Genomic DNA, 15,533 nt, shown 5'->3' with positions numbered 1-15,533 from the left:
CGAGACAACGAGATGATTTCACGAGCTCAGGCTGTGCCCGCTGTTGCGTCCTCGGGGTAAACACGTACGACGCTTGGAACTGTGACTCCTCCTTTGAGAGATGGCGCGTCAAGGATTCCTCGACTGGTTGGTTCGCCATCGAGACGGGCGGGATCGTCTGTTCGTCCTGCATCCGGCGGACTGCGGTGAAGAGGTCGTTGAGTCCGAAGACGTCGCTGCCGTACTCGGCGTCGAAGAGCGCCTTGATGAGCTGGCTGAGAATCTCGTTGGCGACGAACGCCCGCTCGTGTTTCTCCTGGCCGAGAATCATCCGCAGGATATCGTGGAAGTGATCGACCTTATCCTGGACGGCGTCCTCTCGATTCCGACCGGCCGCAAGTGCGGGCCGGATGTCGAAGAAGGAGAACGCGGGGATGGTCTCGGGGACGCGGAAGTGGTAGACGTCCTCTGCGTCGTCGAACTGTGCGTGGTGGCTGCGGAGATAGTTCTGGCACATGCCGTCGCCCTTTCGGTCAACGATGACGACGGGGCCACCAGTCGTCTCGCGGAGGGAGAGTGCGTCGTTGATGATGGCTTTCGACTTGCCGGCGCCCGTCGACGCGAAACGTCCGTAGTGGGTCGTGAGCAGATCCGGAGGAATGCGGACTGGCTCGTCCTCTGGATCCCCCGTTTCGTCGAGCGCGTAGCCGATCGCCATTCCCTCACGGAACTGCTCGCGGAGATCAGGATTTGGACGTGGGAGCGGGTTTCGACTTTGCTGCTCGGCGCGTGTCCCCCGAGAGCCCTCGATTGAGAGTTGTTCGGAGGAAGGGACGAGGAGGAAGTGCGCGAGTTCGCGCCCGCTCAGCACGAAGTCGGGTCGTGTCTTCCACCGGCCGGTGACGATGTCGCGATCGAGGAGGCGCTGGAGGGCCTTGCGTGCGTTCTTCTCTTTTTTCGCTTCGCGGAACCCACTCGAACGCACTCGTTCGGACTCAACGTCGTAGAATGGGCCGTCGAGTGGGTCGAACACCGGGGCGAGCGACGACAGTCGCTTGTCGAGTGAGTCTTGGCCGTCGTCGCTGGTTGGAACACCGACTGCCCGGATGTTCGCCGTGAACGAGCGCTGGGGGTTGGTCGCCTCGATCGCGTTGAGGCGGCGTTCGACGATATCGCTCAACTCGCGCTCGTCGCGTTCGTACTCCCCGAACTCGAGTAGGCCACCGATGATCCGCTGCGCCCACGTGTCTCGCCCATCGCGTAGGTCTTCTTTGCGGAGTCCAGCGTCGGATTGCCAGCTCTCCCGGCGCTCGAAGACGACCTGGAAGGCGAGTGGTTCCTCGGCGTCATTCACGTGGTCGATCAGCGAGGCGAGCGCCGCACCGGGCTGGTCGACAGCCGAGAGGGACTCTTCGTCCTCGCCGTCGGTGAATGGGGTGAGCGACGTCATCCAGTCTTTCTTGCGTGTGGCATCGCCCTGCCAGCGCACACCGTAAGGAGAGACCGTCTCGGTCGCCGGCCGTGCGAGAATCGTTCCGTCATCGGTCACCGTTGGCTTCTCAATCGGAGCCACAACATCCTCTGCGAGTTCAAGCGCGCTATTGTCGATGGACACCACTCTGTCCGCAGTCAGGTCGACGTCGGGCGCCTCAGCCTCCCCCTTGTCGGTGATGGCGTACTGCTCGTCCTCATCGAACTCGTACTGAAGATTGCCCTGCTGGTAGGCGTTGAGGAACTCCTCGCGTGAGTACTCGGCTGGCTGAACAAGACGAGACTCGACATCGAGGTCGACGCGTTCGATGTCGAAGGTCGTCGGATAGATCGACTGGAGCCGCTCCTCAACAGTGTCGAGTGAGTTGTCGGCACTGTAGTAGAACTCGACGGGCGCGTCTTCGCCGTCGCTGAGCGCGAGGAACTCGAAGCGCGGCGGCGTTGAGGACGACAACGGATTCAACGTCGAATCTAAGCCGGAATCTTCGCTAGTGAGCTTGTGGAGGCTCTCGAGGAGTCGCGGAATCCCCGACGGGTCCAGCTCTTCGGAAGTTGGGGTGACGCGGAGGTACTCACTCATCGCGACCACCGTCCGTCTCGGCGACCGGCTCTGATTCCTCGCTTGATTCAGCGGTCTGCTCGTTGAGTTGCTGTTGGAACGAATGCATCGCTGAGTTAGTTTCGTCGGTGGTTGCACCGGGCAGTTCGTCGCGGGTTTGGGTGGTGGGGTCGAAGTCGATGACCTGCTTTTCCTTGGGCATCGCCTCGACCTGGATGCCGCGCCACTCGCCGTCGACGCCAACGAGCGCTTCGGAGAAGCCGGCGTCCTCGTTGCCGGGGACGGCGTCCTGGACGTAGCGCATCTGGGCGTGATTCAGGCCGAACTCGTCGGACCACTCTTCATCCATGCCGTCGAGACGGTGGAACTGCTTGACCGCACACTGGTCGAGGATCGCCTCACTCTCGGCGTGCTCGAAGAACTCATCGACGGTCTGGGTGACGAGGCGAATCGAGAGGTCGTGGTGGCGGTGGTGGCGGAAGACTGTCTCGAGGAAGGCGAGACTCGCGGCGTCCTGCATGATGTAGCGCGCCTCGTCGATGACGAACACGACCTCCTTGTCCGTCTCCTTCGCGCGCTCGTAGACGAGGGAGATGAGGAGCTGCATGGTGAGGGCCGTACTCGAATCGACGCTGCCCTCCTGTTGGGCGAGGTCGAGATAGATCGTCTTCTCGTCCCGGATGTCGAATGCGGATGCCTTCCCGAGATTCGCGTGTCGGCCATCCTCTTCGAAGGGACGGAGTTGGTCGAGGAGCCACGTCGCGTCGGCCTGAATCTTCTCGGCTTCTGATTCAGAGCGCACGACGAACTCCTCGGGATCAGCGACCATCTCCTCGAAGACGTCGAGCATGTCGCGGATCGTCGGACTCGGATTGTCGTGGGTGGCGATATCGTCGGTGATCCCCTGTCGAGCGTATGCCGATCGGAGACCCAACTCAAGCGTCGTCCGCCGATCACCGAGGGAGATACCGCGGAGGGCGAAGAAGTTGGTGAGGAAGCTCATCGCGTCGTCGAGTTTCTCGTTGAACGGACTGGCATCCTCCCCCATCGCACGCTGCGCATGCTCGGGCGTCTGGCGAATCTCCAAGGGATTCAGGCCGAGCGTTCCGCCGACCGTGATTCGCTGAGCGTCGAGAGCCTCGGAGACGCCGGCCCAGTTGTTCAAGGGTTCGAGGACGATGCCAATGCGGTCGCTGTCCTGTTCGATCGAGCGGATGAAGTTCTGCTTCGAGCTGAACGACTTCCCAGAACCAGTGTCCCCGACAGTGAACATGGCGTAGCCGTTGTCGCGTTCGAAGGGGTCGATGACGACGGGGCTCTGGTTGTCCTTGTGGATGCCGAACTCGACGCCACCCTCCTCGAGAATCGTCGCATTATGCGGTGACGCGAGCAGCGCGCCAACAGCGCCGCCGAGTGCGATCGACTCCCGCCCAAACTCGTTGTCGCCGATGGGCGCAGCAGATTGGAGGGCGACGTCCTGCCGGCAGATCGCGGTCTTCGGCGTGAGGTTCGCCGGATCGTCCCGAAGCGTGCTCTTCACCGTGCGGACGGCGTCCTGCAGGTCGTCCTTCTCGTCAGCGCGAACGGTGATGAAGACGCCTTGGTCGAAGACGTTCGCACCGCTCTCGACGGCCTTGTAGGTAGCTTTGGCTTCGTCAGCACGCTCTTGGAGGTACGCACCACGAACACTCTGCTCAAGGTCCGCATCAACTTGGAGGTCGTCCGCAATCTCTTCAAGCTCGGTTCGGGCGCGCTCCTGGTTCTTCGGGGTGACGTGCGCGGTGAGGTCGAACTCGACGTCGGTCAGCTCGAAGAGATCGCTGAGGTAGCCGTCACTCGGATGGTCGGGGTACTCGGCGACGTAGAGCGTGCTCGTCCATTGCTCACCAACGTGGGCGGCACGCGTCTCCCACTCGATCGCGGCTGGGGCGATTGCCGTCTTGTGTGATTCGGCAATTTCGTCGAGAAGCCGTCCTTCGGCTTGGCCGTCTTCGAGCGTTTCTTCGTCGAGGACGTCGGCGAACTCGACTGTAGGTTCGTCGTCGCGGGCCTGATAACGCGTCCACGCGACGACGGCGGTCGCGGTGACAGTCACGGCGGCGAGGAGGTAGAGGAGGATCCCGCCGGGCGTCGTAGGGTTGAGCGCCCACTGCGTAAGCTGGTCGCTGAACCCCGTTGCGGCGGGGAGGAGGGCGTTATGCATCGCTATCCTCGCGTGTCTGGTGATCCATAGTTGGTTGCTGGCGGATGAGTGAGTCGGGGTCGTCGACGTCGTGTTCGTGGCCGTTCCAGAAGTCCATCGTGAGTGTGAACAGTTCGACCGTGGTGAGGCGGCGTGCCGACCAGCCACTCGCCTGCTGGACGAACTCGCTGCGGACCGCGGCAACACGGTCATCCAAGGTCTCGAACATCCGTGCGCGCCGTTCAGTCTCTTGGAGATTCTCTCGGCGGGTGACGAACGGGTTGAAGAGGAAGCCGATGACGGGAATCTCGGTCAGTTTCTCAGCGGGTGTGGATTCGTCGCGGTAGCGGTCGTAGACCTCCATCGGGGAGACCTCGACGCCGATGTAGTAGTGGAGTTGCTGGATGCCGCGCTCGCGCATCTCACGCGGCCGCGTTTCGAGGTATTCTTCGAGGAGTTCGCGGAAGACGGGATTCGCCTGAACGTCCTCGTCGTCGAGGCGGTCCTGGATGTTCTTAACGACCTGCTCAACCGGGAATTCGCGGGTGGTGGCGTGGAGTTTAAGCTTCGAGTCGAGTTCCTTGTTCGCGAACTCCGCGCCCGCTTCTTGGAGTTGCGCCCAGTCGCCGGACATGGCGAAGTCCATGTTGTCCGGGTCGACCTCGACGAACGCCTCCATCGTGCCGTCCGACCGCTGGATAGCGCCGGCGCCCGGCCAGGCGCGTTCGATATTGGTGAGGTCTTGGGTGCGTTCGTCCGGCTGGAACGGCGTATAGTTCGCCAGCCCACCCTCGTTCCGCACTTCCTCGTTCGTCCCGCTGTCTGGCTCGCCAGGCGTGCTGAAGGTGACACGGGGCCGTTTGAGGTATTGATAGACGTCGGTGGCCCACGTCCAAGCATTCAGATGGTTCGGGGCAACGTAGATGATGGCGACGCCGAGCCCGAATCCACCTGCAACGAACGGGAGGGCAAGCGAGTCGATACCAGTGAGTGCGGCGAGGAAGAGGCCAATGATGGGAAAGGCGATGAGGACGCCGACGTCGCCCTCCTCGATGTTGAGGTAGGGAATGTGGCTCTCCTCGCCGAACTGATTCATGATGCGTCTCGCGGCGGCGTCTGGATCTGTCGACATGTGTTAGTAGTTCTCCGGATCGTTCTCTGTGCGGCGATACGATGGCGAAGAGTCTCCGTCGTCTTCTTCCGATCCTGCTCGGCGGCTCGCCTGCTGGGCGACGGCTTGGCCAGCGGCGGCCTTCGGCCCCCAACGGGCAGCGGTCGTCGCGACTCCCGCACCACCGATAGATGCGCCAGCGGCGACGCCACCAACGAGTGCAGCGCCCCGCGTGGCCGTGCCAATCACTTTCGCAGTGAGTGGCGTCGCGTACTGGAACGTCTTCCACGTCACCAGCAAGGCGACGACCGGGAGCGAAACAGCAACGAGATACTTCAGGAACGGACTGCCGGGTGAGAGAGCGTGCTGCGAGTAGAGGAGGTCGTAGCCTTTGAACACGACGGCAGCGGGGAGTGGGAGGATTGCGAGCGGGACGAAGCGTTTGCTGAACCCCATCGCGACATCCGAGAGCACCGGAATGTTCCCGTAGGCGAGCGCGAACGCAATCGGCATTCCGTAGATATAGACGTAGAGGAGGACTTCTCGGATGTAGTAGAGTGCCTCCAATGCCCACATCGAGAGGCCGCCAAGCAGTCCGAATACGAGTGACAGACCGGGATTGGTTAGCGTTCTCTCAAGGAAATTGAGCATCGCGGCGCCGAGTGAGCTGAGGCTCGGGAGGAGCGCGACCGTGAAGCCGTTTACGAGGTAGAGCGTAAGTACAGCAACCCAGTACCACATGATGATGAGGAACGCACCAACCCACGCCGTCTTGCGTGTTCGTCGCGACTCATAGGTGCTCCCGATATTGAAGATCCGGATGAGATGCCGGCCTTGTACGCAGACCACGAGCAGGAGCAATGAGACAATCATGATTTCGCCACCAATCAAGGCATGATGGATTGACTCCCACGGTGCGTTCGTCGGCTGGCCGAAGACGAACGCCCCGTCTGTCTGCGGGGTCGGTGTTCCAAACATGTGGGTTGAGAGCTGCTGGTAACCGGTCGTGAGGCCCTGCATGAACAGGCCGGTGAACCAGCTGACGGCGTCCTTGAACCCCTGTAGAACAACGCCGATCAGATCAACCATCGTTACTGCCTCCTGACCATGAGCGTGCAGTTGTTGAACTTCTCAGCCGCCGAGTAGCGGATGTCGTACGTCTTTGAGACCGAGGAAGCATCGGGAGCGGCCTCAAGCGACAGCGTGAACGTTCCCTGCTGAACACTCTCCGTACACGTCGTCCCACTACCGGGGACGAAGGCGAACGGAGAGCGAGAGCTATAGAGTGTCTTCTGATCTCTCGGACCGAAGGTTACCTTCGAAGCTTCTGAGTCCGACTGTGGGTCATAGATCCCGCTCACGTCTGAGTCATCGGCGTATCCGGTGCCGTCTTCCCCGCTTGGATAGGGTGCCATCCCGAGGAACAACAGTTGCGTAACCGAAACTGGTCCACTCCCACGATTCTCAACGACCACGTACGCCTCGTCTGCAATCTCCCGCTCAGTCCCGTTCCACATCCTCTTGGGGTTCTTCCGTCCGATGCCCATCTCGATAATCTGGAGGTCGGGACGAAGCGATCGCGTCGTCGTGCCGATGGTCTGGTCGTCGTTGACAGCGACGAGCTCGTAGTCGCCGGGTGTGTAGGTGGTGCCGAGGTCGAAGGAGACGCGACTCGTGCCCTGCGCGACGTCGCGTGTCCCGAAGAGCGAGCCGTTCGGTTTGACGAGGTTTACGTGCTCGATGTCGGCGCTACTCTCGAGCTCGACGACGAGTGTCGTTCCTTGGACGTTGAGGCTTGCAAATGGTCCAACAGGAGTGGTCGTTGAGGAACTCGACGGTTCGGAGGTCTGGGTGCTGGTGCAGCCGGCGAGGGCGGCGAGGGTGAGACTGCCGAATGCTTGGAGGGCGCTACGACGGTCGATTGAAGCTGGGTTGTCAGTCATGGGTTTTGGAAGCGATCAAGGCCGAACATGCGGAGGAGACGCTGGCCGGCGTAGAACATCACGACGAACGGGAGGAGTTTCCATCCGGTTGTGAACACGAGGTTGAACCAGCCCGAGAGCGTGCCGAGCGGGTGCCAGCGGACGCTCGCCTGAGTACGCACATAGGCGGGGTTGGCTCCAAGCCACGACTCTGGCTGGTACTGGGCGGTGTAGATGCCGGGCTGCGTGAGCGTGACGACGGCAACCCCCGAACGATTCGTTTCGACGTGCTGGTCGCCGATGACGATGTAGCCGGCCGGTGACTGCGCGAGTGGCCGGCCACGCTGCTCCTGCGAGAGGTCGATTGGCGCACCCGTCTGGTTGTCGCGTAGTTCGAGACGGACTGTGGCCGCCGAGACATTCTGCGAGAGGACGGTCGCAGTGAGGGAACTCTCGCGGAGGTGGCGTGTCGACCCGGCCTGGGGCTGGAAGATGGTCGCGTTCACGCCGCGGACGATCCCTGCGACGTGCAACGCCTGCCGGTCAACCTGCTCCGCGCGGACAGCAACCCCGTACGTCGTCGTGTAGGAGTGGTTGACGACGTCAATATGGACGTCCTCGCCGAGTGTCGGGGTGGGTGACGACCGATTGATCCCCCACGTCTCGACGATTTCTGGGCCGGTTCGGACGGGTTCAGCGACCGGCCCAATCCGCGACGGATACGCGTGCACGGAGACCGGAATTGCGTCGGACTGGGTGCGTGTTTCGCCGTTACGTGTACTTGTGACGAGGGTGTCCCAGCCGGTGTGGCGGGCGGTGTAGAACCGCCACACACCACGCACACGAGCGCTCCCGATCTCGGTGAGCGTGTACCCCTGCCACGGGCGCGACTGGAGGATCGCGACGCCCGCGTCCCCATTCGGATACGTCGCGTAGTAGGGGTACGCCGCGAGATTATACACCGACCCACTGAGCGAGTCGGTAACCGTGATGGAGTCAGTCTCCGTCATTGTGCTCACGGTGTTCCCGTTCACTGTCGTGGTCTGCTCGATACGAACCTCGATCGTCGCGTGCAGCGTCAACGTCGTCGTGCGGTCGTTCTGGAGCTGGTAGTCCAGCGTCGGCGTCTGCGTCCCGGTACTCGAGGCGATGGTGTCGCCGTCCTGGGTGAGCCAGACGCGCGAGATTTGGTGCTTGGTAAGGGACCAGTCCGCACTCGTGCTCGGGTAGCGAACGCGGTAGTCGACGAGGCCGCGAAGCGTCCCGTCCGGTGCGAGATACGTGCGTGTCTCACCGGATGCGAGGTGTGCTCGCGTCGTGGGTTGGGCGGCGAAGATCGTCGCGTGAGCATCCGCGATGAGGGCACCATCCTCAAGGTCGGCGTTCTCCGGGTGAAGCGACGTCTCTGGACCACTAGCGTGGAGATCGCGGAAGTCGTGCTTGGTCCACGTCGCGGCCGTCTTGGGCGGCCGCGTGAACGTGATGTCCGTCCCGTTCGCAAGTTGTTGGAGGGCGGTGCGGTGCTCGCCGTAGTGCTGAGAGTACGTGGATTCGTTCGTGTAGTCGTCGGCGTCGTGCGACCAGAGGGTCGCGGACTCGTTCTCTGTGAGGCCGTTCCCTTCCGTGCCGGGGCGGGGGTGGTTCGCGGCGGCGAGTCCGGTGACTGTCACGAGGAGGAGGACGCCGGCAATCGCTATCGGGACTGCGCGTGACGGGGACAACAACGTGGAGGACAGATTTGAGCTACCAGGGGACGAGGTTCACACACTGTGCGAGCGGCAGGTTCATCATCGACCCCGCGACCGTGTAAAGCGGGCCGAGGACGACGAGGATGGTGGCGGATTTGAGCGCCGAGCGTTTGTGGCGCTTTAGACCCTTCTTCTGGTCGGGGCTCAGCGTGAACATATCGATCAGGGAGTTCGCCTGCCAGACGACGGCGAGCCCAACGATGCCCAGCGCCGTCGTCAACTGGAAGAATCCCTCAATCATGCTCGGGAGGTTGTCCGCGCTACAGACCGCTGTCTGTTGGGCCGCGACGGGTTCGACAGCGACGAGGCTGAATAGGAGAAGCGCGCTTCCGATGCGTCGCAGTAAATTCCGGGGATTTCGCCCGCGTTGAGAGGCGTTTTGGCTAGTGTCAGTGGTTGCTGATTCTGAATCCGTCACCGCAATCCACCCCACCGTTTCCAGTTAGTGGTGGCCTCGTCGGTTGTCTCTGCCCGTTCTGTGGTCTGTATAGCATCGTGGGGTCTACCGATCTCCTCTCGATGCATTCTCCTGTAAGTCGATAGAGATGAATTAAGAATCTTATGGCCCCTATATCTATGCAATTAATAGAAATTTAGTCGAATATTAAATAGTATATTATATAATTCACTTTTTGAATGTCCGACCGTGTGCGATGATGTGGATCTCATTGGTATCTGTTGATTCTCCTATCGGCATACACTCGCTATTCTGCCTCTATTGGAATTGACATTAACGAATAAGGATGGTGCCGCTGGTCGTCAAGTGCCGGCCTAGACACTAACTACAGGGGAGCGACTGAACCGTAACTACAGACTAGGTACAAACTGCTTGGTGTACGAAGGGGCACTTTTACCCAGATAAGGGACCTATCCAAATTGGATTGCTCAGGGAGACGATCCAATAGGGGGGAGTAGTCTTCTACAGCAATCCACGAAGGAAGCACGCTATTTCGCAGGTGGGTATTGGAACCACCATCCACCTGCATCTTCCGCTCAATACGCACACACCTAACGGCTGTTTTAAGTATAGGATTATAGAAACAATAGAGTCTCAGCAGAGCCACTATTCTAGAATCGCTATCTACGGATCAATCGGGTTAAAGACGGAGTTCATAAACCCGCTGGTGTCTCTTGAGGAGTGGTGAGTGGGTCGACAAGCAGGGTCGACCCACTATGGGTAACACGTGTGGCACGGGCCGGAGTTAGCATGGTCAATTGACTCCCGGAGTCTCACCGTATCTATCCGTGCTGGCTCTACTATCCCTGACACACGCATAGTATATATCCTTTCTCCCACTTGTTGGGAGTTTTTACTTGGGACAGGCGGAAATCCAAAAATAGGTACCTCTGTTCGTCAATCAACGGAGTTCAAATGTGTGCTAGTCGGTATTGAGATCGAATTGTTCGTTCTCGGCAGTGGCATTGAGCACGACGCTGGTCGCGGACTCGGCGATGTCGGCGTCGGCGAGGAGTTCCTTGATGAGCGTATTCATGTGGTCCGTGTCGTGGAATTTCCCGATGGCGATGATGTCGTAGTTCCCCGTCACTTCGTAGACGGAGATCATCTGGTCATGTGCGCCAAGTCGCTCGGCGAGGTCGGGAAGTGAACCTCCCTCGGCTTTGAGTTGGAGGACAGCGGTGACGTCATAGCCGAGTTTATCGTAATCGACGATCGGCGTGTAGCCCGTAATGACGCCCTCTTCCTCAAGCTCCTGGAGGTGATTTGAGATAGTCGTCACGGAGACGTCGAGTTCCTCGGCGAGACTGCGGAGGCTTGCGCGGCCATCTCCGAGAAGCTCGTTTATCAGCTCAGCATCAATATTCTCATAGGCCATATCATGAGCCACGTTTGCAGCCCTGTTAACAGATGGTATTCAAACCCGTTTGGACTGCGGTTACTCACAACGCTTAGGCGTAGAAACACGGAGTGATGTATTGCTCAGTGGGGTTCTCTCGCCAAGGCGAGGTGCAACCCCATCGCAGTGGTGTCCAGCCAGTTGAGGTTGCACCCTTGATGGCGGCTATCGGTAACGAAGTACGCAGCCATGACGGACTGCTGGAGTAGCCCTAGCTACACCGAGGCCCTAACTAGGCCTGATACCGACAGCGCCAGCACTGTCAACAGCCAAAGTGAAAAATATATCGACGGTAATACTGGGAAATCCAAGCGAGGATGAGCTAGTTCTACCAACTCCAGCACCTGCTACAGCCTCAACAAAGTAGTATAGACTGTATCACGGCTCAGAAGACTCGTAAACAGCCCTTAGTCGGGAATGAGTGTGCGGAGGTCGCGCACGTCCACGGTGTCGTTGAGGTCGTCAAGCATGCCCAATACGTCTGCGCGGCGGTCGTCGGGTCAATGCGGTCAGTGCTATACTCGGTTCTCATGCAAGGCTGACTACGTTCCGACGGAATACAGAGGTATTCGGCTCTGTTGAAATCCTCTTCTTCAGACAAATTCTCACCTGAAACAGCTGGTCGATGAGAGATGCGAACTGTTCGACAACTCTACTTTAGAGTAATAATCAAAGATTAATAACTCTTGAATAACAGACGTGAGTTATGGAAAAGCATCCGAAACCACAACGAGGGACAAACGGGGATGTGATCTGGCACCGAGTGGGGGCATACTTTATCGACTCAATACTCATGGGGCTAATCTGGGTTGCCGTTATACTCGCCGGGACGCCCCTCGGCGACATCGGGTTCCTCGTGCTGGCGTTCGCGGGACTGGTCGCAACATTGGTTTACGGGTTTCTACTTGAGGGACTGTACGGCTACACGCCGGGGAAATATCTGCTTGGACTCGTCGTTATCAAGTCCGACGGCTCAAACTGTACAATTGGGGCGTCAGTCCTGCGGAACCTGTTGTGGATCGTTGACGCACTCCCGACGTTGAACCTCGTCGCAATGGTGTTGATACTGCTTACGGATGATAACCAACGGGTCGGTGACCTCGTCGCAGATACAGTCGTCGTCAAGCGACAGTAATCAAACCGAGTCGTAGCTGTTTGCCCTGTATTGACCGTTCAGAGTGATCGGTCGATATTGTGACTGAGACAGGTGATGGTGAGTTCACGGAACTGCTTCCACCAACGTCGTGAGCGGACGAACGCACCGTACTTCCGCTTGAGCGTTGAGTTAACCGTCTCTAATTGACTCCGCTGGCCGTAGAGATCAGTATCTAAGCGCGCATTCCATTCCCGGTGGAGTGGCGTGAATTCACGATGCTTAATCAGTGGCCGAACCTCGTGTTGCCGGGCAAGTCGCCTGATTTTCTGGTCGTCGTAGCTCTTGTCACCGAGCAGAATGTCAATATCCTCGCAATTGCGCTTGATCAACGATGGAGCGATCTTGCTATCGTGTTTCCGAGTCGTCGTCACGTGTAAATCGAGAATCGCGTTTACCTTCGCATCAACCAGCAACGTCACTTTGAGCTGCTGAATCGTGAGTTCGGCTCGTTTCGTGTAGTGTTTCGAGGTGTGACTACGGTCAAACCCTGACGCATCAACTCCAACAACACCGCTTGTCGGAAGTGGCGTCGCTGAGAGTGTCAATATGACACGCCATACAGCCATATCAAGCCGATTGAACGCCTTACAGAGCGTTGACGGCGTAGGAAGTTCAGCCAATCCGAGGGCGTGACGAATTCGCGGCATCTCGATCAGTTCATCAAGCAGACCACGATAGGTCGTGTTCTTTCGAACCTTGAGACAGAGCATAACAACGTGCTGCGGAAGTGTGTAGCGGTGTTTGGAAAACTTCGAGGAGTATCGAGAGACCGCTCGGCGTGCCAGATGGATTGCCTTCTCAGTAAACCGGAGAATCTTCGACTTCGGGAGGGCCTTCATCCCGTAGGATTACACGGTGAACATGTAACTCTTTGAGGATTTCAACAGAGCCAGTTATTCCTAATGTGACCTCCTCCTCGCCGTGAACGGCGAGGCTTCCCACGGTACCGCACCGCTGATTTGGGATATTTGCTGGTTTACGACCTGTCGGTATGACAGGCCGATGGCGGGGTCGTTCGAAAGACGCGAGCGTCTTTCGTGATGTCGTCAGAACGCGAAGCATTCTGACTGCTAACCAGAAGCCGGAGACTTCTGGTGATGCCGAGAGATCAAAGATCTCTCGAACCACCACACCGCCGTTACTCCTATCCCCGGCAGGGGGATTCGAAGTTATCTTAACCGAGACACCACAGCGGTTCGAGAGTGTGTCTCGAACATTCTGAGCCTCGGAGTCCCCGATATTGTCCGATTAGGTGGGCGGTCATGCCGCCTCGGTGTACGTCATACTACGACACGATGCTACTTAATATCCGTAGGAAGCTGATGCGTGGTTCGTGGAGGCGTTGTCGGATTCACTCCCGTCCCCAGAACGCGGAGTGTTCTGGTGTGCGAACGAGACGCGAAGCGTCTCGTCAACGCCGTAAACGGCGGGATTCTCTCCCCTGAAGAAAGATAGACAATACTATGCGTGTTCGCCTGCGTTCAGCTTGCAGCGCAGTTATTCGGGCCGAGTTCGAGGGCTTCAGCGTCGCCCCCTGGCTGTTCCTTTCCCCAGTTGATCTGCTTAATCTCGTTGTAGTTCGCGGGCTCCTCGGAGAGGCTCTCAACGATCGTTTCGACGAACGCTTCCTCATCGTCGTCGGCGACGAAACTCAAAAGTTCGTTCGTCGTCTCAGCCCGAAGTTCGCCGAGTTCAGTAGCGATCGGACGGGTGGACTCGTCGCTGAAGTGCCCCGGAAGAACGATAGTTGTCTCGTCGAGGTCGGTGAGTCGATCAAGACTGTCGAAGAGTTCGCTCGCGGCAGTACGGATGGCGGCCTCCGTGGAGTCCTCAAGGTCGGGACGGCCGACGCTCCGCAGGAAGAGCGTATCCCCCGAGAGAAGTGCATCACCGAAGGCGAAGGAGATACTCCCGGGCGTATGTCCTGGAGTGTGGTGAACATCGAGTTCGCGCTCGCCGATGGCGATGGCGTCCCCGCCCTCGAGTTCGGTCACCTCGTTGAGGTCGCCTGCGTCCTCATCGTGGAGGTAGTAGGGGACGTTAAGTTCACCGGCGAGTCGACGCGCACCCGAGATGTGGTCGGCGTGTGCGTGCGTATCTGCGACACCGACAACTTTTAAGCCGCGTGCGTCTACGACGTCGAGATACTGATTGATGTACTGTGAGGGGTCGACGACGACTGCCTCGCCGTCGTCGTGGACGATGTACGAGACGCACCCGGTTCCAGGACGGACAATTTGAATGACGTCGTCAGCGGCGCCGTCGTACTCGCGGTGCACCCGTCCCCATCCGTTCATTCCGTCGTCGACTGACTTCGCGTCGAAGCCCTCCTCCCGAAGGAACTCAGCGGCGCGCGCGGATGTGAGACCGCCGACACAGACGACGGCGATTTCCTGCCTCTCGGGAAGATCCTCAAGGTGGTCCGCGAGCGTCGAGAAGTCGTGATCCAACAGTTCATCGTAGATCGGGAGGTTCGTACTCGTCGGAATACGCCACTCCTCGTAAGCGTCTTCGTTCCGGACGTCGAGGACGAAAAGGTCCTCTGTGTCGTCCTCCTCCACACGTCGGGCAACCTCTGATGGGGCAATAACAGTATTGCTCATCCCACACATTACTACACAATACAGAGGGATAAATATACTGCCCAGCAAGACGGCTTCTGGGATTGCTACGGCTGAAGAAACTCGCTAGTTGATAGCTAGTCGGATACAGCCCTGCAATTCAGAGAGATATATTCAAGTATGAGGTTAGTAGCAGTCGACTCAGTACGTTTAGATCGATCAGCTCTCTGCGGGCGCGCGCTGGCGCTGCTCGCTGTATTTCTCGTCAAACTCGTCGATGAGCTGGCCCATTTTCGCGTACCAGTCGTTGAGCGTGCGCTGCATGTCTTGGGCGATCTCCTCGCCATCACGAGGTTTGTAAACGTGGTAATAGCCGCCCTGATCGTAGTTCACCTGCTCTTTCTGGATGAATCCGGCTTGCAAGAGGCGCTGAACTGAACGATATGCGGTCGAGCGCTCCCGGTCAACTCGCTCGGCAACCTCGTCGACCGTCAGCGGTTCCGCGCTGTCGCAGAGCATCTGGAATATTTCTTTGTCGAGCGCCTTCAGATCGTGAAAGCACTCCAGCAGCCCCTCACACTCCATATCCTGCCGGAGCATCTCACTCATTGAATCAGCCATTGGTTGCTCATATTACGGCCTACACACGCAAAAGTGTTTGCGTGTATGATACAATACTGGAGCGAGGACACGGCTGCACATACCTGCACTACACTGCGGTTGAAAGAGGAATGGGACGGCGATCACAGAGCTGTCGTGTCCATGTATCACTACGGATCGGGCACAACCGGCAAATCATATGGCTGGCAATGTGCATTAGCTACTACACTAGAGAGTGAAGATGACGCAACACTCCCCCTATCCTACGAACGCACCACACATCGCCGGCCGACTCAAAATCAGTCGATCACATCGGCTTAGAGAGAGTGTCTGCTTGGAGAGAGTGTGCAACCAAACCAAGCAGACAG

General features: G+C 58.8%; 12 protein-coding genes. 1 reads left to right on the top strand and 11 read right to left on the bottom strand.

All coding sequences use genetic code 11. The features are described 5' to 3' along the window. The 8 genes from ABDZ36_RS10915 to lrp all read right to left on the bottom strand — a co-directional run. On the bottom strand, positions 1 to 2,050 hold a 2,050-nt coding region (locus tag ABDZ36_RS10915), incomplete at its 3' end, for an ATP-binding protein (RefSeq protein WP_486187707.1). Further along, positions 2,043 to 4,232 (bottom strand): VirB4 family type IV secretion system protein, encoded by a 2,190-nt coding sequence (locus ABDZ36_RS10910; protein WP_343749312.1) that lies wholly within the window; start codon positions 4,230 to 4,232, stop codon positions 2,043 to 2,045. The genes ABDZ36_RS10910 and ABDZ36_RS10915, both read right to left, overlap by 8 nt. Then, positions 4,225 to 5,343, bottom strand: coding sequence for a TraC-like domain-containing protein (locus ABDZ36_RS10905; RefSeq protein WP_211313617.1), 1,119 nt, complete (start codon positions 5,341 to 5,343; stop codon positions 4,225 to 4,227). The genes ABDZ36_RS10910 and ABDZ36_RS10905 overlap by 8 nt, the downstream gene beginning before the upstream one ends. A gap of 3 nt (positions 5,344 to 5,346) precedes the next feature. Next, complete coding sequence (locus ABDZ36_RS10900) at positions 5,347 to 6,411, bottom strand: TrbL/VirB6 family protein (protein WP_211313618.1); 1,065 nt, start codon at positions 6,409 to 6,411, stop codon at positions 5,347 to 5,349. Between the two features lie 2 nt (positions 6,412 to 6,413). Next, positions 6,414 to 7,265 (bottom strand): hypothetical protein, encoded by an 852-nt coding sequence (locus tag ABDZ36_RS10895; protein WP_211087838.1) that lies wholly within the window; start codon positions 7,263 to 7,265, stop codon positions 6,414 to 6,416. After that, on the bottom strand, positions 7,262 to 8,965 hold the full coding sequence (locus ABDZ36_RS10890; protein WP_343749311.1) for a DUF8186 domain-containing protein: 1,704 nt from the start codon (positions 8,963 to 8,965) through the stop codon (positions 7,262 to 7,264). The genes ABDZ36_RS10895 and ABDZ36_RS10890 overlap by 4 nt, the downstream gene beginning before the upstream one ends. Positions 8,966 to 8,987: 22 nt before the next feature. Continuing rightward, positions 8,988 to 9,410 carry a DUF7985 family protein gene (locus tag ABDZ36_RS10885; RefSeq protein ID WP_188873132.1) on the bottom strand — a complete coding sequence of 141 codons (423 nt, stop codon included), beginning with the start codon at positions 9,408 to 9,410 and terminating at the stop codon, positions 8,988 to 8,990. 961 nt (positions 9,411 to 10,371) lie between these two features. Further along, a complete protein-coding gene (gene lrp / locus ABDZ36_RS10880; protein WP_211313619.1) occupies positions 10,372 to 10,827 on the bottom strand; it encodes an HTH-type transcriptional regulator Lrp in 456 nt (151 codons plus the stop codon). A 727-nt stretch (positions 10,828 to 11,554) separates the two neighbouring features. Between lrp and ABDZ36_RS10875 the strand changes: the two genes are divergently transcribed. After that, positions 11,555 to 11,983, top strand: a complete 429-nt coding sequence (locus tag ABDZ36_RS10875; RefSeq protein ID WP_188873134.1) for an RDD family protein — start codon at positions 11,555 to 11,557, stop codon at positions 11,981 to 11,983. Between the two features lie 38 nt (positions 11,984 to 12,021). On the opposite strand, the gene ABDZ36_RS10870 is transcribed toward ABDZ36_RS10875, so the two are convergent. The 3 genes from ABDZ36_RS10870 to ABDZ36_RS10860 all read right to left on the bottom strand — a co-directional run bounded on the left by ABDZ36_RS10870 (position 12,022) and on the right by ABDZ36_RS10860 (position 15,186). Next, positions 12,022 to 12,843 (bottom strand): IS5 family transposase, encoded by an 822-nt coding sequence (locus ABDZ36_RS10870; RefSeq protein WP_188873135.1) that lies wholly within the window; start codon positions 12,841 to 12,843, stop codon positions 12,022 to 12,024. A gap of 642 nt (positions 12,844 to 13,485) precedes the next feature. Then, on the bottom strand, positions 13,486 to 14,607 hold the full coding sequence (locus tag ABDZ36_RS10865; protein ID WP_211313620.1) for an MBL fold metallo-hydrolase: 1,122 nt from the start codon (positions 14,605 to 14,607) through the stop codon (positions 13,486 to 13,488). A gap of 177 nt (positions 14,608 to 14,784) precedes the next feature. After that, positions 14,785 to 15,186 (bottom strand): helix-turn-helix domain-containing protein, encoded by a 402-nt coding sequence (locus ABDZ36_RS10860; RefSeq protein ID WP_021780725.1) that lies wholly within the window; start codon positions 15,184 to 15,186, stop codon positions 14,785 to 14,787. Positions 15,187 to 15,533 lie beyond the last annotated feature (347 nt).

Source organism: Halarchaeum salinum, assembly GCF_039520965.1.
GTDB lineage: Archaea > Halobacteriota > Halobacteria > Halobacteriales > Halobacteriaceae > Halarchaeum > Halarchaeum salinum.
This window is presented reverse-complemented; position numbering and strand designations above follow the sequence as displayed.

Bases quoted from the DNA above. Each gene is read 5' to 3' on its own strand.
- ABDZ36_RS10865 (WP_211313620.1), bottom strand. From the start codon at position 14,607: ATGAGCAATACTGTTATTGCCCCATCAGAGGTTGCCCGACGTGTGGAG.
- ABDZ36_RS10860 (WP_021780725.1), bottom strand. From the start codon at position 15,186: ATGGCTGATTCAATGAGTGAGATGCTCCGGCAGGATATGGAGTGTGAG.
- ABDZ36_RS10910 (WP_343749312.1), bottom strand. From the start codon at position 4,232: ATGCATAACGCCCTCCTCCCCGCCGCAACGGGGTTCAGCGACCAGCTT.
- ABDZ36_RS10870 (WP_188873135.1), bottom strand. From the start codon at position 12,843: ATGAAGGCCCTCCCGAAGTCGAAGATTCTCCGGTTTACTGAGAAGGCA.
- ABDZ36_RS10900 (WP_211313618.1), bottom strand. From the start codon at position 6,411: ATGGTTGATCTGATCGGCGTTGTTCTACAGGGGTTCAAGGACGCCGTC.
- lrp (WP_211313619.1), bottom strand. From the start codon at position 10,827: ATGGCCTATGAGAATATTGATGCTGAGCTGATAAACGAGCTTCTCGGA.
- ABDZ36_RS10875 (WP_188873134.1), top strand. From the start codon at position 11,555: ATGGAAAAGCATCCGAAACCACAACGAGGGACAAACGGGGATGTGATC.
- ABDZ36_RS10905 (WP_211313617.1), bottom strand. From the start codon at position 5,343: ATGTCGACAGATCCAGACGCCGCCGCGAGACGCATCATGAATCAGTTC.
- ABDZ36_RS10895 (WP_211087838.1), bottom strand. From the start codon at position 7,265: ATGACTGACAACCCAGCTTCAATCGACCGTCGTAGCGCCCTCCAAGCA.